This is a genomic window from Rhodanobacter sp. FW102-FHT14D06 (assembly GCF_043950705.1).
Taxonomy (GTDB): Bacteria; Pseudomonadota; Gammaproteobacteria; order Xanthomonadales; family Rhodanobacteraceae; genus Rhodanobacter.
In genome coordinates this window covers 3,628,901-3,647,774 of sequence record NZ_CP170722.1, presented here as the reverse complement: position 1 = coordinate 3,647,774, position 18,874 = coordinate 3,628,901, and the positions used below count along the sequence as shown (strand labels likewise).

Here is an 18,874-nt window from a genome sequence, read left to right as displayed (position 1 = left end):
ACCGTGTCCTGTAGTGCGCGATCGTTCGTTGCATCGTCAGTGTTCCTTGTTACGCAACGGCGTATTAGGGAGCATTAATGTCATCCGACTCTGCCATCTCCATCGATTCCCGGAAAAACCCGCTGGTATCAGCGCTGGATCGGGTGCGCACTTACCTGCTGGAGCGACAGTCGCCCAATGGAGGGTTCTGCTTCTACCGCGGCTACTACGTGGAGGAGCCCAATCTCTCCGACACCTGGCACGCCATCGCGGTGTTGACCGAGTTGCTGGGCGTTGTCTTGCCGGAGAAGAGCAGCCACGCCAGCTTCATCATCGGGCAACCGGTGGAGCCGCAGCCGCTCGCGCTCTATTACCGGGTACGCGCGTTGCTTGCCTTGGAGGTTGGTGATCCGGAGTCAGCAGAAGTGGCATCGGCCGTGATGGCGCTTCAGACGCATTTTCCAGACATCGCAACGCATGCGTCCCTTTCCGCCGCGTTGCAGCGAATCAAATGTACCGTGTGGCTGAAACGGCGCTTCGGTCTGCCGATGGCCGTTGATGACTTGGCGCGGACGTTGCTGCAGGGAGAACATGACGACGGCGGGTATGGTACGCCTGCGAACCTGCTCGATACCGAGGCAGCTATCGCTGTGCTGATGCTGTGCGGTCACGCCGCTTCCTCGCGCACCGGCGACTTCGTGAATCGCATGGCGGTACCGGGGTTCGGCTTTCGCCTGACCGCGGGCTCCCTATCGCCCAATCTGGAAACGGTATGCGCCGGCATGCGCAGCTTTTGCCGATTGGGATTGTCCGTTCCGCATGCCCAGGACGCCGTCGCGTTCATGCTCAGCTGCCAGACCGGCAATGGCGGCTTCGCCCGCGCGGCCGGCGCGTTGCCGGATATCACGTTGACCTATCTGGCGCTGACGACCCTGGCCAGGCAGATGGCGCCGCGGTTGCTGCGCGACATGGTCCCGCCGCGCAGCGACGCATGAGGGCTTGCCGATGAGCGTCGCGTTCGAATCGTCCCATGTCACGCTCGCAGCGGTGATAGCGGACGCGGCCGGCGTTCCATCGATCAGCGCGCCTGCGCTAGACGCTATTCGCACGAAGTTTTCCGAGCATGCCTTCCACCTGGTGGTGGTAGGGGAGTTCAAGCGCGGCAAGAGCACGCTGATCAATGCCTTGCTCGGCGCGGACCTGTTGCCGACCGGCGTGGTACCACTCACTTCCGTGGTCACGCTGTTGCACTACGGCGATGTCGCCAGCGCCAACGTGACCTTCGAGAGCGGCGAGATCCGCGGTATCCCGCTTGAGGCGTTGGCGGATTACGTCACCGAGCGGGGGAACCCCGACAACATCAAGCGCGTTCGCGAGGTCGCCGTGGCCTTTCCGGCGGCATGGCTCAAGGGCGGCATCCGCTTGGTGGATACGCCCGGTGTCGGCTCGGTGCATAGCCACAACAGCGCGGTCACCTCCCGTTATGGGGTACGGCCGAGATACGCGCAAAAATAGGACACTCCGGCCAAAAAACAATTTCAATCCAAGAAGTTAGCCCAAGAACCTATTGACGCCAAAGCTGGCGCGTACTTCGCAACAGCAGTATCAAGATACCGGGTCTCGGCGAGACCCTTTTTCAACCTCGTCGCGCGTATCGGAGGTACTGACGTCGCGCAGTCGAGCATATGTTTCTTCCAGCACGTCCAACCGTGCTTGGCTGGCGGCGCACTGGGTCTCTGCCTGTCGCCGATGATCCCGTTCAGTGGTCAGTTGAGTTTCGGCCGCCGCGAGCTGGGCTTGCAGGTGCACCTGCCCTTGTTCGGCCTGGGCCAGCCGCATCTGCAAAGTCGGATGTTCCTTGGCCAGCGGCAGATTCGCGTCGTAGGCGTGCTGCAGTTTCTGATGCTCGGTGCGGAACTGCCGAAACTCCTTGTCGAGCTGATTGATATGCTCGGTCATCCGGGCATTGTCGCGGTTGAGCTGCAGTAGCTCGTGACTCTTGCTCGTGATGGTGTCGTTGGCTTGTCGAAGCTCGACCTGTAGCCCCTGCACCTGGTGTTCGTGCCGGCGCTGCTCCTGGTCGCGCTGCTCCTTGACGGCCGTCCGATAATGCTCCAAGGCCTCGCGGGCATGCTGGTGTTTGTCTTCCAGCGACTGAATGTGCGCTTCGTGCTCCGTCAATCGCGCGGTCATGCCGGCGACCCGCTCCTCCAGCTGTTGGACGAGCAACGCGCGATCGCGAAGCCCCTGCTGGGCCTGCTCGTGGGCAGTCTTTTCGTCGTGCAGGGCGACATCGGTGCGCTGCAGCTGCGTACTGAGCGCCGTGGCCTCTTGACGGTGCTGCTCTATGGTCGCCGTTAGTGTTTGGCGTTCCGCAGCGAAGCGCTCCTGTGCCGCGGTGATCCGGACTTCGGCCTCCTCGTGCAGGCGTTCGGCCAGCCGTCCAACCAGATCCTGTAAGGCGTCACTGATCGCCACCGCCGCGCCGGCGCGCGGTCCATCCTCGGCTTCCAGCTCCTTCAGATAGCGGTGGATGGTGGTCTTGGAACCGGTATTACCCAAGGCCACCCGTAGCGCGTCGACCGACGGATGCTTTCCTTGCGCCAACAGACTGTCTCGCGCCTTCTGGACCTCGGTCTTGTACAAGCCGCCACGTGCCATGTCGGTCTCTCGATGGATTTCGTAATGTATTACATACCATGTAATTACATACCAATCAACGACGAAAAATGCGAGAACTGAACGCCATTTCTCAGGCGGGATAATGTTGGATTATCCCGCCTGATGGCGCTCAGACGCGAAAAAAGCGCCCGACTCCCGTACAGATGCCAGACATGGAGCGTCTAGCCAGTACGGTTCGGCATTAGTCGAGCGCTCAGACCATGTAACCAATGTCGGAGGCGCCGGTTGGATAGGCGAAGATCGTGTTCTTCAGGTCCGCCGCGGTGAGATCGTGGCGGATCGCGAGTGCGAAGAGATTGATGACTTCCTCGGCATGCGGACCCACGAGATGGGCACCCAAAATGCGATCACTGGCCTCGTCCACCAACACCTTGAATCCGTAGACGGGCTCGGCCGCTTGGCGCGCGGTGAACCAGTCCGAGGCCCTTTGCGATTTCATCTTGAACTTCAGCCCTTGTTCGCGGGCTTTGGCTTCGCTCAGCCCCACGGTCGCCATGGGCGGGATCGTGAAGACGACGCTCGGCACACCTCGATAATCAGGTTGTCGATGATTGCCTTTGAGGAGATTGGCCGCCACCACGTGGGCGTCGTGGCTCGATACGGGTGTCAGGGGTCGTGCCCGGATACGGGTAAAATTGGGTCATAGCGTGCTGCAACTGTGTGACACTGCAACAAAATCGTGTTCGCGGTTGGTCTTGGTCACCATCGTTCGTTAAGCTCAAAGCCACCCTCTCTCTCGGATGGTGGCCATGGCGAATCTTGAGCGCACCGCGTACCCGCGGTTTCCTCGTGTGATCACGACACGCGACCTGCTCCGGTATTACACCCCCGATGCGGACGAAGTGGAATGGGCTTCGGGCTTTGCTCGTAGCGATGCGGGCCGCTTGGGCTTGATCGTGCTGCTCAAGACGTTTCAGCAGTTGCATTACTTTCTTGCCTTGGAGAGCGTGCCGGCTGAGATCATCGGCCACATTCGGACGGTGTTGAACCTGAAGCCAGCCACGGCGGCTGACTATCGGGGCTCCAAGACCCTCTATCGGCATTTCGCGGCCGTCCGTACCTATCTCGACATCCAACGCTACTACGGCAAGGAAGCACAACGCATTGCCGTGCGTGCAGCGTATGAAGCGTCCGAAGTCATGGACCAGCGTGTTGACGTCATCAATGCAACGATCGAAGAGCTGATCTATCGCCGGTACGAGCTGCCGGCGTTCTCCACGCTGGACAGGATCGCCGAAGCCGCGGCCGTGACTGCGCAAGAGCGCCTGTATGACAGCGTCAGCGCGGGTCTGACGACCGAACGTCGGGATTTTTTGGACAGTCTGTTGGCCACCGACTTCGCCCAGCGGCAGTCGGCTTTCCAGGCGATCAAGGCCATCCCCAAGCGGGCGACCAAAAAGCACCTCGAAGCCGTTCTCGATCAGTTGGCGTGGCTGAAGACACTGGGCGACGTGGATGATTCACTCCGCGATGCCCCCGTGAACAAGATCCGGCACCTCGCCCACCAAGCCGCTTTGCTCGATGCGGATGACCTCAAACGCACAGTACCTAGCCGGCGATACGCCCTGATGCTCGCACTGATTCACCGCATGCGGGTTCGCGCACGCGACGATCTCGCGGAAATGTTCATTCGCCGCGTGAGTACGCTGCACAAACGCGCCAAGGAAGAACTCACCGCGATTCAGATGCACCAACGTGCGATGGCCGAACAGCTCGTCGCGAAACTGGACGATGTCCTGGCGATCCTCGCGGAGGAAAAGGAAGACCCTGCTGCCGGACGTCGCATCCGCGCACTGCTGACGCCGGACGGCAATTTGGAGGGGTTACGCGAAGACTGTGCGGCGATTCGTCTATCGGGCGGTAGCAATCACCTGCCATTGCTCTGGCGTTTCTTCAGCAGTCATCGTGCAGTGTTGATGCGGCTTGCGCGCACGCTTGATTTCGTCTCGTCGACGCAGAACCAATCGCTCATGGAAGCGTTGGCCATCGTGCTGGCCAACGAAGGTCGCAAAGCCGAATGGGTTTCCGACGCGGTGAATCTGCAATTTTGCTCGGAACGGTGGCGCAAGCTCATCATGCGCTCTGACGATGGCCCGTCCGTCAATCGTCGCTACCTCGAAATGTGTGTTTTCTCGCACCTGGCCAGCGAGCTCAAATCCGGTGATACCTGTGTGGTGGGATCGGAGGCCTTCGCCGACGTCCGAGAGCACTTGCTGCCATGGGCGGAGTGCGAAGCGCGCCTCGCCGATTTTTGCGCCAAGGTCGATATTCCACCCTCAGCGGCGGCATGCGTCAGCGAGCTGAAACAACGGTTGACCGACACGGCGGCACGCATCGACGCCGCGTTTCCCGAACTCAAGGGAGATGTGGCGATCGGTGCCGATGGCGAGCCGGTGCTGCGTCGCGTCCAGGCGCGGGATATCCCGGCGTCGGTGATTGCCCTGCAGAGTGCACTCGGCCGTGAACTCCCCACGCGGAACCTCCTGGATATTCTGGCCAACATCGAGCACTGGACGCACTTCACGCGGCATTTTGGCCCGATATCGGGGCACGAGCCGAAGATCAAACAGGCCACCGAGCGTTATCTGCAAACGGTCTTCGCTATGGGGTGCAACCTGGGGCCCAACCAAGCCGCGCGCCATTTCGTCGGCGAGGTCAGCCCGCATATGATTTCGCGGGTCAACCGCCGGCACGTCACCGTCGAAAAGCTCGAAGCCGCCACTCGCGAACTGGCTGAGCTCTATCTGCGCCTCGATCTTCCGCGGCTCTGGGGTGACGGCAAGAGCGTCGCGGCCGATGGCACGCAATATGACTTCTACGATCAGAACTTGTTGGCGGGCTATCACTTTCGGTACCGCAAGATGGGTGCGGTGGCCTATCGTCATGTCGCGAATAACTACATCGCGACCTTTCGGCACTTTATCCCGCCGGGTATCTGGGAGGCCGTCTACGTCATCGAAGGCCTGATGCAAGCCAAGCTGTCGGTCGAACCCGACACCGTGTACTCGGACACGCAGGGCCAGTCGGCCACCGTGTTTGCGTTCACGTACCTGCTCGGTATCAATCTGTTGCCGCGGATACGCAACTGGAAGGATCTCGATTTCTTCCGTGCCGACAAGCAGACCCACTACAAGCACATCGACTCGCTCTTTCATGGCGCAATCGACTGGACGTTGATCGAGACCCACTGGAAGGATCTCCTGCAGATTGCTATCTCGATCCAGGCGGGCAGGATCGCCTCCCCGATGCTTCTGCGCCGGCTCGGTGCGAGCAGCCAACGCAACCGCCTTTTTCTGGCGGCGCAGGAGCTCGGGCGCGCCCACCGCACCGTCTTTTTGTTGAACTGGATCGGTAGTTTGCCCTTGCGCCAAGAGGTCACGGCCGAGACCAATAAGATCGAGTCGTACAACGGCTTCGCGAAGTTCTTTTCGTTCGGCGGCGACGTGATCGCCGAGAACGATCCAGACGAGCAACAGAAGCGTCTTCGGTATAACGATCTGATCGCCTCGGCCGTGATCTTGCAGAACACCGTGGACATGATGCGCGCCCTTCAAAAGCTTGCTGATGAAGGTCTCGCGGTGTCGGGACACGACGTGGCCTTTTTCTCACCCTATCTGACCGGCGGCGTCAAACGGTTTGGTGACTATCGCCTTGACTTGAAGCGACCGCCCGAACCGTGGATTCGTGACCGCCTGTTCAAGGATGCCGCCAAAGCCGCGCGGGCGACGACCCTAGCAACGGAGCAAGCGAATGACCCAGCGATCGAATAGCACGGGGCGGATCGACGCCGCGTCGCCCCGCGGGGGTGTCGACGTCATAGGACTTCAAAAATTGCGCGCGACCTTTGATACGACTCACCTGTTGCGTGCGGTCGATGATCTCGACACCGTTCGCGCGGTCCTGGTCGATCCGGACGAATTACGCGCCGATCTTCTCCGGTTGCATGGGATGGCGCACACCCTGATCAACGGGGGAGCCTTATCCGCGACGAGCGTCGATGAAACCATCACCGAGTTGGCGGCAGACATTGAGGCCGAGCTGGAGAGCATGAGCGCCTTGCTCCTGACCATCCGACAACGGATACGGCCACTTCTGACGCTGACCCCTGACGATGGCTAATGGAGGAATGCAGACCATCTACCCTGCCAGCGATTGCAAGATGGTGCAGGTTGCTCGCGTGTCGTGATGGCACGTTTCGATCATGCCCCGCAGCTCGGCGGCCAGCGCCGCCAATTCGCGCTGCTTGGCTTCCACCTGTGCCAGATGCGTTCGTGCCACGCCATCGACCTGCTTGCACGACAGTTCCGTGCGTGAGGCAAGCGTGAGTAGGCTACGGATTTCTTCGAGGCTAAAACCCAGCGCGCGGCTGCGCACAATGAACTGCAAACGCTCGACGTCGCTATCGCGATAGTTGCGGTATCCCGCAGTCGACCGCTCCGGCGGCGGCAGCAACCCGATGCGCTCGTAGTAGCGTACGGTTTCCAGATGACAGCCGGTGGCTTTCGCCAGATCGCTAATGCGCACGGTGGTTGACTCCGTAGTAGCTACGGACTTTAGTCTACGCCGCACACCGCATAAGAGTTCAAGTGATGGCATGTTGCGACTGTGAATCAACCGGTCAAGCGTTGGCTCGCTCTGCGGCCCAGCGTCGCGTGTTATGGACGGTCTTATTCATCAACGTGGCGATCTTCGTGGGCGAATTCGGCGCGGGGCTTTGGGCTGATTCGACCGCGCTGCAGGGAGACTCCCTGGACAGTCTCGGCGATGCGTTGGTGTATGCGCTCAGTCTCTGGGCCGTGGGACAGGCCCTGCGGTGGCGGGCGGGGTCCGCTCTGGTGAAAGGCGGCATCCAGCTGCTGTTCGCGGGGATCGTGATCGCCGAAGTCGGCCGCAAGCTGGTGACGGGTGCCGAGCCCTTGACGGGTGTGATGGCGATCGCCGCCGGTGTCGCGCTCATCGCCAATCTCACCTGCCTCGCGTTGCTGACCCGATTTCGTTCGCACGACATCAACATGCGCTCGGTCTGGCTGTGCTCGCGCAATGACGTCATCGGCAATGCCGGCGTTTTGCTGACCACGGCACTCATGGCCTGGAGCGGCTGGACATGGCTCGATCTGGCTTTTGGCGCCTTGCTGGCGTTGCTTTTCGCGCGAACCGGTGTCGAGGTCCTGAGATCCGCGTGGCCGCAGTTTCGTTTGCACCCCTCGCACGTCCAGTGAACGCCATGCTGCCACCGAATCCCTCTCTGGCTATACTTCAACAATGATAACGACACGCATTCGCAATATCTTGCACCACGTCGCCGTGGCCGCCCTTCTGGTGTGGGGCATAGGCGCGCTGCCGGCACAGGCCGAGGACATCCCTTCCGCCGTCCCGCAGACCTGGCAGATGCTCGACTACCTGGCGACCGATTACGCGGGCGCGGTGAAGGATGGCGCTGTGATCAGCACGTCCGAGTACGCCGAGATGCGGGAGTTCACGGCGACAGCGCGATCGCGTATCGCCGCGTTGCCACCGACCGTCGCCACACCGGCACTATTGCAACAAGCCGATACGTTGGTGGCCTCGGTCGAGGCCAAGGCGACACCCGCGCAGGTGGCGACGCAGGCGCATGCACTGGCCGATGCGTTGCTGCAGGCGTACCCGGTGCCGACCGCACCGGAACGCGCTCCCGATCTGGCGCGCGGGGCAACGCTCTATCAAAACCAGTGCGCCGCTTGTCATGGCGCCACCGGACACGGTGACGGGCCCGCTGGCCTGCTGCTATCGCCCCGACCGGTGAACTTCACCGATCAGACGCGGGCCGATCAACGCAGCGCGCTGTCGTTGTATGAGGTGATCAGCCAGGGCGTGGCAGGCACGCCGATGGCGAGCTACGCGCAGCAACTCTCTTCCGATGACCGCTGGGCGCTGGCGTACTACGTGGGTTCGCTGGCTTACGCCAAGGAAGCGGTCGCCGGTGCCGATACCTGGCAACACGACACTGCCGCGCGAGCGCAGATCGCGGATCTGAAGGAGCTGTCGCGTGCGCGTGTTGCGCAGCTGACACCTACTCTTGGTGCAGAGCGTGCTCGGACGATCGTGGGTTACTTGCGAGCTCACCCTGACGTCATCCAGCAGCAGGCCTTGGCCGGCATCCCCCTGGCACGGGCGCGACTGGCGGCGAGCCTGACGGCTTACCGTGCTGGTGCGAAGACGCAAGCCACCCAGCTGGCGCTATCCGCCTACCTCGATGGCGTGGAACCGGTCGAACCGCAACTCAATGCACGTGACAGCGCGCTGCGCGCCCAGCTCGAAACGTCGATGGGTGCCTATCGCAGCGCATTGTCGGGTAACACTCCCGTGGAGTCGGTGGTGAAACAGGCCGATGCCATTGATGGTCTGTTGGTACGCGCACAGGAAGTCACCGCCGATGCGGCGAGCGATGCGGCCGCCATCTTCTTGGGTGCCTTCACCATCCTGGTTCGCGAGGGTCTGGAAGCCCTGCTGGTCGTGGTCGCACTGCTCGCTTTTCTACGCAAGGCCGCGCGACCCGAAGCGCTGCGCTACGTGCATGCGGGCTGGATCCTTGCGCTCGTGGCCGGTGGCATCACCTGGGCGATCGCCAGCTATGCGATCTCCATCAGCGGTGCCGGTCGTGAATTGACCGAGGGACTGTCGTCGCTGTTTGCGGCGTTCGTGTTGCTCGGGGTCGGTCTGTGGATGCACCAGAAGAGCATCGGTGGTCGCTGGCAGGCGTATCTAAAGGAAAAGATGGCGGCCGCGCTCAACCGACGTTCGGCGTGGTTCCTGTTCGGACTGGCCTTCATCTCGGTGTACCGCGAGGTGTTCGAGAGCATCCTGTTCTACGCTGCGTTGTGGAACGACGGCCAGGAAGTGTGGCTGCTCAGCGGCATCGCCGCCGGTGCCGCGGTGCTGGGGCTAATCGCCTGGGTGCTGCTGCGCACCAGCCGGCGGCTGCCGATCGGCACATTCTTCTCCGCCAGTTCGGCGCTGATCGCCGTGCTCGCCATCGCGCTGACTGGCAAAGGTATCGCCGCCCTGCAGGAGGCCGGCTGGGTCGCGGTGAGCGTGGCGCCAGTGCCGCATATCGAATTGCTGGGCATCTATCCGACCTGGCAATCCTTGTTGGCCCAGTTGGCGATTTTGGTGCTGCTGGCTGTCGGATTCGTGTTCAATATCCGTCGTGGCCGTCAACGACTCCCGTCACCTCCAACGACTCGGGAAGTGCTCCCCGATGCAGACTGAAGGCGACAAGACATGAGCGACTGCGGCTGCCACGTGCAAGCGACCAATGAAGCGGAACGCCGAATTCTGCGCGTCGCCTTGGGGCTCAATGCCACGATGTTCGTGGTCGGCATCGTCGCGGGGCTGATCGCCCAGTCGATGGGATTGATCGCCGACTCGCTGGATATGCTGGCCGATGCGAGTGCCTACGGCATCGCCCTGCTGGCGTGGGCGCGCAGCGCGAGCTTCAAGGCCTCGGCGGCACAACTGAGCGGAACACTGCTTTTGGTGCTGGGGCTAGGCGTCTTGCTCGGTGTCGTGTGGCGCCTTGTGATGGGAAGCCACCCCGAGGGCTTATGGATGACGGGCATCGCCTTGGTGGCTCTCGTCGTCAACACCACGGTGCTGCGCTTGCTGGAACGCTTTCGTCATGGTGAGGTGCATTTGCGAGCGACTTGGCTATTTACCCGGGTCGATGTCCTCGCGAACTTGGCGGTCATCGTCTCCGGTGTGCTGGTGCTTCTATGGCACAGCGCGGTGCCTGATCTGGTGATCGGTACGGCCATCGCCTGCTATGTACTGAAGGAGGCGCTGGGCATTCTGCGCGAAGCGAAGGAAGCGCGGGTTGCCGCCAGCGAATCGATCGTCAAACCATGACCGCTCCGGCATTGGGGCTTGGCCCGGTGGTGTATGCCGTTGACCTTCGACTGTTCCACGCCATCCATCCGTCTACACCGCCGTCGCCCGCGATGCTGCATCTGGCGCGCGGTCTGGCCGATGGGCCGTTGATCCTGACCGCTGCTCTCCTTGGGACGATGCTGATGTTTCCTCGGTGGTCGATGCGCTCGATCGCCCTGAAAGCGGTGGGTGTCGCTGCCGTGGCACTACTCCTGAATCTGGTCATCGGCGCTGTCTGGGATCGAGCGCGCCCCTTCGTGGCCGGTGTCGGCCAAGCATGGGTCTCCCATGCGGCGACCGGCAGCTTTCCCAGCGACCACCTGACCGTGCAGTGGGTCGTCGCCGGCATACTGTTGCTGAATCAACGCAGCCGAGTTTGGGGCATCGGGATCGCACTGCTTGGTCTGCTCATGGCATGGGCACGCATCTACCTGGGCGTGCATTATCCCGGCGATATGCTGGGAGCCCTCGCGATAGGTGGGCTGGCCATGCTGAGTGGCTGGGCTGGGGTTGCGAGCCAGCCCCACGCCGTCCAACGGCGGTGACCACGTAGCCGCGCATACTGTCGGCCTTCCACCGTGGCCAGCGTCGCCAGCGGCGCACGCGATCGCCCAGGTTCATCGGCATCGCACGCACAATGACGTGCGCAGGCTTGAGACAGGACGACGGTTCCCGTCGCAGCCACGCCACGCCGACGGGGAGTCATCGCGTGGAAGCGGCACCGGGCTCGCGGTTTGGCAAAGCGACTGTGTGAGGTCAAACCTTTTGCGGCTCCTCGCACCCCAGCCCGCACGACGTTGTTTCGACCTGCAGCGTCACGTGATGGATGTCAAAGCGCGCCTCCAGCATCTGCGCCAGCCGGAGCCGCAGCGCTTCTGCGTCTGATGCGTCGCCATCCATGATCACATGCGCCGCCATCGCCGAACGCGTGCTGCTGAGCGCCCATACGTGCACATCGTGCAGCGCAGCCACGCCCGGAGTGGCCAGCATTTCGGCGCGGACCCGTTCAGTATCGACGCCACGAGGCGTCCCCTCCATCAGGACATTCCCGGCCTCTCGCAGCAATGTCCATGTCCGCGGCAGCACCCACAGACCAATCAACACGGCGATGATTGGATCGGCAATGTAAAAGCCGGTGAACTTGATGATCAACGCGCCGATGATTACGCCGACCGAACCGATCATGTCGGCCCAAACTTCCAGATAGGCGCCTTTCACGTTGAGGTTTTCACCGCTGCCGGCCTTGAGCAATCGCATCGAGATGAGGTTGATCACCAGCCCGAGCACCGCGATCACCAGCATGCCGGTGGAGGCCACCGACGGCGGTTCGCTGAAACGCCGCACCGCCTCCCACAAGATGTAGCCGGCGACGAGGAACAGCAAGCCACCATTGACGAGTGCGCCGATGGCTTCCATGCGCGCGTAACCATAGGTGCGTTTCGCATCGGGGGGACGTCGTGCCAGGCGCACGGCGGTCAGCGAGATCGTCAGCGCGATCACATCGGTCGCCATGTGTGCCGCGTCCGACAACAAGGCCAAGCTGTTGGTAAGCAGACCGCCGATGATCTCGGCGACAAGAAACATACTGGTCAGGCCGAGTGCCCACCACAGCGGCGTCTCGTGCCTGATCTCCGTACCCACATGATCGTGCCCGGCATTCATCAGTTGTCTCCACTCACGTAGCTTCGCCACGCCATGCGGAACACCCGCCATGCCGAGCGCAGAAACATCAACAACAACGCCGACGCAACCAGCAGATCGGGCCAGCCGGCGCCGAAGAAGCCGACGCCGGCGGCCGCTGCCAGCACGGCGACACCTTCGAACACGTCATTGCGCGAGCATTCCCAGGCCGAGGCCATGTTGACGTCGCCTTTGCGGTAAGGCAGCAGCAGGCGCAGGCATGCGGCATTGGCGACCAGGTTCAGCAAGGCGGCGATACCGATCGCCTCGAAGATCGGCACGCCAGGATGCAGGAGACGCCAGCCAATCTGGATGGCGACTGCAAGCGCCGCACCAAGAATCAGTGCGCCCTTGAACAGCGCCACCCGGGCCTTCGCGCGGTCACTGGCACCAACAACCGCAAGGCTCAAGAGGTAGGTGAGCGCATCCCCAAGATTGTCCAACCCGCCGGACAGCAGCGACGACGAACCGCTGTAGATCGCCGCGGCCAGCATCATCGTGAAAGTAGCGAGGTTGATCGCCAGAACGATCATCAACACCCGACGCTGCCGCGCCTGCAACGCGGCAATATCGATGGTGGTGGCACAACACGTATCAGACATGAGCCGGTAACCCGATGGATTGGATGCATGCTTCAGGTATTGGAATCCCTCATGGCGGCGACCACTCTACGCGGCCGCCGCCGTGTTATGAAATGACACCGATGCAGCGACGTGAGTACTCCCGCTGCCCCGATTAGTCGTTATCCACACGCCCGTCGATCGGCCACGCCCGATCCACCGTGCTCTGGTAGACCCAGCCCGCAACACTCTGGCCGGTGCGTCCGTGCAAACGGATCAGCTGCACGGCCCGTTCGGCTTGGTCGTCCTCGCAAAACACTTCGAGCTTGATCTGCTTGGTCACCCGTTCGCCCAGTTCCATCGAATAGATCTGTTCCTGGGCACTGAGCGCGGTCAACAACCCTTTGACGTCGCTCACCGAGAGATAGCGGAACCCACCGTCCTCCAGGGCATGGATGACGTCGACCACGCGGCCGCGATGGATGAATGCCTTTACTTCTTTCATGGGGTGTTCTCCTTGGCGAGGCGCCGGGCGGCGCGTTCTTCGATCCAGTCGTAGAGCACCGGCAGCAGCACCAGCGTCAGCAACGTCGAGGTGATCAGCCCGCCCACCACCACGGTGGCGAGCGGACGCTGGGTTTCGGCACCGACGCCGCTGGACAACAGCATCGGCACCAGGCCCAGGATCGCCACGCTGGCGGTCATCATCACCGGGCGCATGCGTAGCGCGGTGCCGCGGATCACCGCCTCGCGCACGGGCAAGCCTTTCTCACGTTGCTCGTTCAAGAAACTCACCAACACGATGCCGTTCAACATCGCCACGCCGAACACCGCGATGAAGCCGATCGCCGAGGGCACCGACAGGTACTGCCCGGTAATCGCCAGCCCGACGATGCCGCCAATAGTGGCGAACGGCACGTTGGCCAGGATCAGCGTGGCGTGCTTTACCGAGTTGAACGCGGTGTAGAGCAAGACGAAGATGAAGAAAATCGTCGCCGGCACGATCAGCGACAACCGCTTCAACGCCCGCTGCTGGTTCTCGAATGCGCCGCCCCATTCGCTGTAGTAGCCGGTCGGCAGCTTCACCTGCTGCGCGATGGCGGCATTGGCCTCCTTGACGAAGCCGTCGATGTCGCGACCACGCACGTCCATTTGGATCACCGCATAACGCTGCAGCTGTTCCCGACGGATGAACGAATAGCCTTCCGCATCACTGACCTCGGCCACTTGCGACAACTGCACCAGCGCGCCACTGGCCGTGCGGATCGGGATGCGCTGGATCGCCGGCAAGGACGCCTTGTCCGCATCGTCCAGCCGCACCGCGATGTCGAAGCGTTTCACGCCATCGAGCAGGGTCGTCACCGGTTCGCCACCGATGCCGTTCTTCACCACGGTCAACACGTCGTCGGCGTTCAAGCCATAGCGGGCCAGTGCATCGCGATCCACCTTGATGCGGATCTGTGGCTTGCCGATGTTTGCCTCCAGCGCGAGATCGGCCACGCCGGGCACCCCGGCCAGCGCGTTTTTGATGCGGCCGCTCAGGCGATCCAGCTCGCCCAGATCATCGCCGTAGATCTTCAGCGCCAACGTGGCGCGCACACCGGAGATCAGTTCCTCGATACGCATCTGGATCGGCTGGGTGTAACTCACCACCGCGGTGGGCAAGGCCGCCGACAGTTCTTTCTGCATGGCCTCCTCGATGCTCTCCAGCGTCTCGCCCTTGCGCCATTGATCCTTAGGCTTCAGCGGGGTGTACACCTCCATGTAATTCACGTCGGCTGTCTCGCCTTTCTCGGCGCGACCGATCATTGCCAGCGTGGTTTCCACTTCCGGAAACTTCTGTTTGATCAGCGTCGACACCTGTTTGGAGATGGCGATCGACTCGTCGAGCGATGCCGACGGGATCGAGGTGATCCGCCACATGATGGCGCCTTCCTTCAGGTTGGGCATGAACTCCTTGCCGAGGAACGGGAACAGCGCGAGGCTGCCGAGCAAGGCACCGGCGGCGATGCCCAACACCAGTTTGCGACGTGCCAACGCCCAGGCGAGCACCGTGGCGTAATGGCGTTTCAGGAACGCCACCAACCAGGTGTCCTTCTCTTCCTTCGGTTTCAGCACCAGCGCGGCGAGTACCGGGATCAACGTCAAGGCGAGAATCAGCGATCCCGCCATCGCGAAGCTGATGTTGAACGCCATCGGCTTGAACATCTTGCCTTCCAGTCCTTGCAAACTGAACAGCGGCAGGAACACCACGATGATGATCAGGATCGCAAACGCCATCGGATTGGCCACCTCGCGGGCAGCCGCCAGCACCGCGGCGGTGCGATCCACCGGGAGCCCATGCGCCTTGCGCTCGGCCATGATGCGGTAGGCGTTCTCCACCATCACCACCGCGCCGTCCACCATCATGCCGATGCCGATCGCCAGGCCCGCCAGCGACATCAGGTTGGCCGAGAGGCCGACCTGATTCATGCAGATGAAGGCGATCAGCATGGCCAGCGGGAGCGCCACCACCACCACGATGGCGCTGCGGAACTCGCCCAGGAACAGGAACAGGATGATCGCGACCAGGATCGAACCTTCGATCAAGGCACGCACGGCGGTTTCCACGGCCGCATTGACCAACTCGGTGCGTTCGTACACTGGCTTGACCACGACGCCGGGCGGCAGCGCCTGCTTCACCGTGTCGAGCTTGGCTTTCACCGCATCGACCACGCTCTTGGCGTTCTCGCCGATGCGGGCAAGCGCCTGGCCCATCACCACTTCCTTGCCATCGCGGGTCACCGCACCGGTGCGCGGTGCGCCCGCTTCGGTGATCGTGGCCACATCACGCACGTAGACCGGGGTACCGTCCTCGGTCTTGAGCACGATGTTGCCCAGATCCTTCGCGTTCTGGATCAGGCCCAGTCCACGCACCAGGTACTGCTCGCGGCCCACATCGACGAAGTTGCCGCCGACCTGGGCGTTGTTGGCCTGCAGCGCCTCGATCACGTCCTTGAAGCCGAGCTTGTGCGCGATCAGCTTCATCGGGTCGATGCGTACCTGGAACTGCTTTTCCTGGCCGCCCCAGGAGGTGACGTCGTCGACGCCGGGGGCGGTGCGCAGGATCAGGCGGATGGTCCAGTCCTGCAGGGTGCGCAGGTCCATGTCGTTCGGCGCGGTGCTGGCGGTAGCACCCTTGAGCTTGTTGTCGGCTCGCTCGACGGTGTACCAGAACACCTGGCCGAGGCCGGAGGTGTTCGGTCCCATCGCCGGTTTGCCGTAACCCGCCGGCAAGCGATCGCCGACCTGCTGCAGCCGTTCGTTGACCAGCTGACGGGCGAAGTAGATGTCCATGCTGTCGTCGAAGTACACCGACACGTAGGACAAGCCGAACAGGCTGACCGAGCGGATCTGTTCCACCTTGGGCAGGCCGGCCAGTGCCGACTCCACCGGCGTGGTCAGCAGTTGTTCCACGTCCTCTGCCGCAAGTCCCGAGGCTTCGGTGTACACATTGACCTGCACCGGTGTGACGTCCGGGAAGGCATCGATGGGCAGCTGACGCACCGCCTGAAAACCAAGGAAGCCGATCACCACGAAAACGATCAGCACCAGCACCTTGTAGCGCAGGGAGAATTCAACCAGACGTTCCAGCATCATTCTTCTCCCAACTGCGAGCGCAGCAAACGGGCCTTCAAGGCGAAGGCGCCCTTGCGCACGTAGGTGTCGCCGGCCTTGAGGCCCTGGGTGACCATCGTCCAGCCATCACGGGTGTCGCCGACCATCACCGGCGCCGGCTCGAACGTGCCGTTGCCTTTGGCCAGGAACACGGTCGGCTGGTTTTGCAGCAACACGATCGCTTCGGCCGGTACCGCCAGCTTCGGCACCGCCTCACCGACCGCGATGCGCGCTTCGACCAATTCGCCCGGGCGCAGGAGGTTGTTCGGGTTGGCAACTTCGATGCGCACCGGCACGGTGCGGGTGCGTTCGTTCGTCTGCGACGAACTCAGGATGACCTTCCCCGTCAGCGTCTGGTCGTGCGCCAGCACGCGCGCGTCCATGCCGGGTTGCGCGCGGGCCGCATCGCCCGGCGCGAGTTGCGCCTCGACCCAGACCGCGTCGTCGTTGACCAAGGTAAACAGGGTACGGCCGGGCTCGACGCGTTCGCCGATGAGGAACTCGTCACTGGCGATGCGCCCGGCGGTCGGCGCCAGCAATGCATAGCTGCCATCCGCCTTGGCGGAACCCGCGCGCAGCATGCCGCGGATCTGGCCGTCGGATAGCCCGTAGGCACGCAGCTTGGCACGCGCCTGATCGCGCTGCACCTTCGCTTCGTTGTAGCGTCGTGCCGACACCGCCTGCGGTCCCAGCGACGCGATCCGTTGCCAGTCCTGTTCGGCCACGATCAACGCGCCTTGCGTCTCGGCGACCTGCACGCTGGAGAGCACCACCAACGGCGCACCGGTTTTCACCACGTCGCCGAGCTTGGCCTTGCGGGCCAGCACCTGCGATTCGACGCGCGGCGACACCAGCACGGTGGAATACGCATCGGCTTTCACTTCGCCGGGGGCTTTCAGTTCATCGGTCAGGGCGCGCGTGGCGGCCTTGTCGAGCACGATGCCGGCGTCCTTGATCGCCTTGGCATCCAGCGCGAGCGGATTGGCGGGTGCGGGTTCCTGCGCCATGACAGGGCCGGCCAACGCGGCCAGCAGCGCCATGCCCAGCAGGCTGCGTTTCAAAAGAGAGAGATTCATCGGGGGATATCCTGATTAAGGCCGTCCTGAGTAGGACCGTCCTGAGTGCGGCCATCGAGCCAGTCGGTCAGACGGCCCGCAGCGGTGAGGTAGTCGAACCAGGTCTGCCAGGTTTGGCTTTCCAGTTCCTGGCCGGACAGCGCGGTGTCCAGGCTCTGTTTGAGCTGCACGAGGTAATCGGACGTGCTGATTTCGCCGGCACGCCAGAGCTTCTCCAGCAACGCGGTGCGATCCTCGAATGCAGCGGCCCGGCCGCTGCGAAAGGCTTCGGTCGCACTGCGCAAGGCGGCGTAACGGGCTTGCGCTTCCTGCAGTCCGGCGCGCAGCACAAACTGGCGTGAGCGCACACCGGCCGCCGCTGCATCGGCTTCCGCACGGGCGGCATCCACTTCGGCACGTCCGGTGTTGAGCACCGGCAACGGAATGGACACGCTCAGACCGATCACCTGATCGGTGCGCGGCCCGCTGCGTACCTGTCCGCCGGTCAAGCTCAGCGTGGGATCGGGGATACGTGCCCGGCGGGCGACTTGCACCCCGGCCTCGGCACTCGCTTGCTGGGCGCGGGCCTGGCGCAGTTCGGGCAGTTCATCGACGGGCAACGGCGTAACACTGCCCGCCGCCGGTGACATACCGTTGGGCAACGGTGGCAACGCGGTCAGTTGATCGCCACTGATGGCCAGCAACGCCGCACGAGCTGCCGCTTCATTGCCCGCGAGTGTGGCTTGTTGCACCTGCGCCTCACCGAGCGCCAAGCCGGCCAAGTCGCGTTCCGGACTGCTGATGTCGCCCACCTTCAACCGCTGTGCGGCCAAGTCATCGAAGCGCTTCATCAGCGCCAGGCGGCGTTGCCCCAGTTCGCTCTGTCGGGCTGCGAGTGCGGCCGTCGACCAGGCTTTCAGCCAGCGGGTGGCCACATCGCGACGCAGCAGGTTGTAGCCAGCTTCGGCCGCCAGCAGGTCGGCCTCGCCCTGGCTGGCGCGAGCGCGGCGTTTGCCGGACAGATCCAGCGGCAGGCTGATGCCGGCCGTGCGCCGATTGGCGTCGGCATTCTCCGCATCAAGCGACAGCGAGGGGTTGTACAGCGGCTGCGCAGCGGCACGCGCACGGGCCTGGGCAGCATCCAGATCCGCGCGCGCGGCCTGCACCTCGGGACTGGCTTGCCAGATACGGCGCACCGCATCCTGCAAGGGCGACGTCGACAACGATGTCGGCAGGGGAGCTACCGGTGGGGAGAAAGGGGATACGGGCGCGGCACTGAGCATCGCCGCGTACAACAGACACACGGCGCCGATGGGCACCGAACGAAAAACAGACATGAAGCGATCTCCTGAAAAC

The 18,874-nt window shown here is 62.9% G+C and carries 17 protein-coding genes; 8 read left to right on the top strand and 9 right to left on the bottom strand.

What is annotated here, in order from left to right; genetic code table 11:
• The first annotated feature begins 77 nt into the window (after nucleotides 1-77).
• Both ACFCQI_RS16470 and ACFCQI_RS16465 read left to right on the top strand, forming a co-directional pair.
• Nucleotides 78-974, top strand: a complete 897-nt coding sequence (locus tag ACFCQI_RS16470; RefSeq protein ID WP_235644579.1) for a prenyltransferase/squalene oxidase repeat-containing protein — start codon at nucleotides 78-80, stop codon at nucleotides 972-974.
• Nucleotides 975-984: 10 nt separating this feature from the next.
• The gene (locus ACFCQI_RS16465) at nucleotides 985-1,494 is read left to right on the top strand and encodes a dynamin family protein (protein WP_395118465.1); all 510 of its coding nucleotides are present in this window, start codon (nucleotides 985-987) and stop codon (nucleotides 1,492-1,494) included.
• A gap of 90 nt (nucleotides 1,495-1,584) precedes the next feature.
• Here ACFCQI_RS16465 and ACFCQI_RS16460 read toward each other — a convergent pair whose 3' ends face one another.
• Together ACFCQI_RS16460 and ACFCQI_RS16455 are read right to left on the bottom strand one after the other, a co-directional pair.
• Nucleotides 1,585-2,640, bottom strand: a complete 1,056-nt coding sequence (locus ACFCQI_RS16460; protein WP_395118463.1) for a DNA-binding protein — start codon at nucleotides 2,638-2,640, stop codon at nucleotides 1,585-1,587.
• Nucleotides 2,641-2,854: 214 nt separating this feature from the next.
• On the bottom strand, nucleotides 2,855-3,241 hold the full coding sequence (locus ACFCQI_RS16455; RefSeq protein ID WP_395118461.1) for a hypothetical protein: 387 nt from the start codon (nucleotides 3,239-3,241) through the stop codon (nucleotides 2,855-2,857).
• Between the two features lie 169 nt (nucleotides 3,242-3,410).
• On the opposite strand from ACFCQI_RS16455, the gene ACFCQI_RS16450 reads away from it, so the two are divergent.
• Nucleotides 3,411-6,431, top strand: coding sequence for a Tn3 family transposase (locus ACFCQI_RS16450; protein ID WP_063107840.1), 3,021 nt, complete (start codon nucleotides 3,411-3,413; stop codon nucleotides 6,429-6,431).
• Nucleotides 6,412-6,780, top strand: a complete 369-nt coding sequence (gene tnpC, locus ACFCQI_RS16445; protein WP_068205447.1) for a Tn3 family transposase post-transcriptional regulator TnpC — start codon at nucleotides 6,412-6,414, stop codon at nucleotides 6,778-6,780. Before ACFCQI_RS16450 ends, tnpC begins: the two co-directional genes overlap by 20 nt.
• Before the next feature lie 18 nt (nucleotides 6,781-6,798).
• Here the strand turns inward: tnpC and ACFCQI_RS16440 are convergent, their stop codons facing one another.
• Nucleotides 6,799-7,185: a helix-turn-helix domain-containing protein gene (locus ACFCQI_RS16440; RefSeq protein ID WP_027485211.1), complete on the bottom strand. Its 387-nt coding sequence runs from the start codon at nucleotides 7,183-7,185 to the stop codon at nucleotides 6,799-6,801.
• A gap of 65 nt (nucleotides 7,186-7,250) precedes the next feature.
• On the opposite strand from ACFCQI_RS16440, the gene ACFCQI_RS16435 reads away from it, so the two are divergent.
• Genes ACFCQI_RS16435 through ACFCQI_RS16420 form a run of 4 tightly spaced genes read left to right on the top strand, consistent with a single transcriptional unit; the run spans nucleotide 7,251 to nucleotide 11,111 of the window.
• Nucleotides 7,251-7,880: a cation transporter gene (locus tag ACFCQI_RS16435; protein ID WP_027485210.1), complete on the top strand. Its 630-nt coding sequence runs from the start codon at nucleotides 7,251-7,253 to the stop codon at nucleotides 7,878-7,880.
• Nucleotides 7,881-7,923: 43 nt separating this feature from the next.
• Entirely contained in the window at nucleotides 7,924-9,909 is a 1,986-nt protein-coding gene (locus ACFCQI_RS16430; protein WP_063107818.1) for a cytochrome c/FTR1 family iron permease, read from the top strand.
• A 12-nt stretch (nucleotides 9,910-9,921) separates the two neighbouring features.
• Complete coding sequence (locus ACFCQI_RS16425; RefSeq protein ID WP_027485208.1) at nucleotides 9,922-10,545, top strand: cation transporter; 624 nt, start codon at nucleotides 9,922-9,924, stop codon at nucleotides 10,543-10,545.
• On the top strand, nucleotides 10,542-11,111 hold the full coding sequence (locus ACFCQI_RS16420; RefSeq protein ID WP_027485207.1) for a phosphatase PAP2 family protein: 570 nt from the start codon (nucleotides 10,542-10,544) through the stop codon (nucleotides 11,109-11,111). The genes ACFCQI_RS16425 and ACFCQI_RS16420 overlap by 4 nt, the downstream gene beginning before the upstream one ends.
• Before the next feature lie 211 nt (nucleotides 11,112-11,322).
• Here ACFCQI_RS16420 and ACFCQI_RS16415 read toward each other — a convergent pair whose 3' ends face one another.
• The 6 genes from ACFCQI_RS16415 to ACFCQI_RS16390 form a co-directional block, all read right to left on the bottom strand.
• Nucleotides 11,323-12,228, bottom strand: coding sequence for a cation diffusion facilitator family transporter (locus ACFCQI_RS16415; protein WP_043795557.1), 906 nt, complete (start codon nucleotides 12,226-12,228; stop codon nucleotides 11,323-11,325).
• Nucleotides 12,228-12,848, bottom strand: coding sequence for a cation transporter (locus ACFCQI_RS16410; protein WP_027485206.1), 621 nt, complete (start codon nucleotides 12,846-12,848; stop codon nucleotides 12,228-12,230). Before ACFCQI_RS16410 ends, ACFCQI_RS16415 begins: the two co-directional genes overlap by 1 nt.
• A gap of 133 nt (nucleotides 12,849-12,981) precedes the next feature.
• Nucleotides 12,982-13,311 carry a P-II family nitrogen regulator gene (locus ACFCQI_RS16405; protein ID WP_027485205.1) on the bottom strand — a complete coding sequence of 110 codons (330 nt, stop codon included), beginning with the start codon at nucleotides 13,309-13,311 and terminating at the stop codon, nucleotides 12,982-12,984.
• A complete protein-coding gene (locus tag ACFCQI_RS16400) occupies nucleotides 13,308-16,442 on the bottom strand; it encodes an efflux RND transporter permease subunit (RefSeq protein WP_063107839.1) in 3,135 nt (1,044 codons plus the stop codon). Before ACFCQI_RS16400 ends, ACFCQI_RS16405 begins: the two co-directional genes overlap by 4 nt.
• On the bottom strand, nucleotides 16,442-17,539 hold the full coding sequence (locus ACFCQI_RS16395; RefSeq protein WP_027485203.1) for an efflux RND transporter periplasmic adaptor subunit: 1,098 nt from the start codon (nucleotides 17,537-17,539) through the stop codon (nucleotides 16,442-16,444). The genes ACFCQI_RS16400 and ACFCQI_RS16395 overlap by 1 nt, the downstream gene beginning before the upstream one ends.
• Complete coding sequence (locus tag ACFCQI_RS16390) at nucleotides 17,536-18,714, bottom strand: TolC family protein (RefSeq protein WP_043795569.1); 1,179 nt, start codon at nucleotides 18,712-18,714, stop codon at nucleotides 17,536-17,538. The genes ACFCQI_RS16395 and ACFCQI_RS16390 overlap by 4 nt, the downstream gene beginning before the upstream one ends.
• Nucleotides 18,715-18,874: the final 160 nt, after the last annotated feature.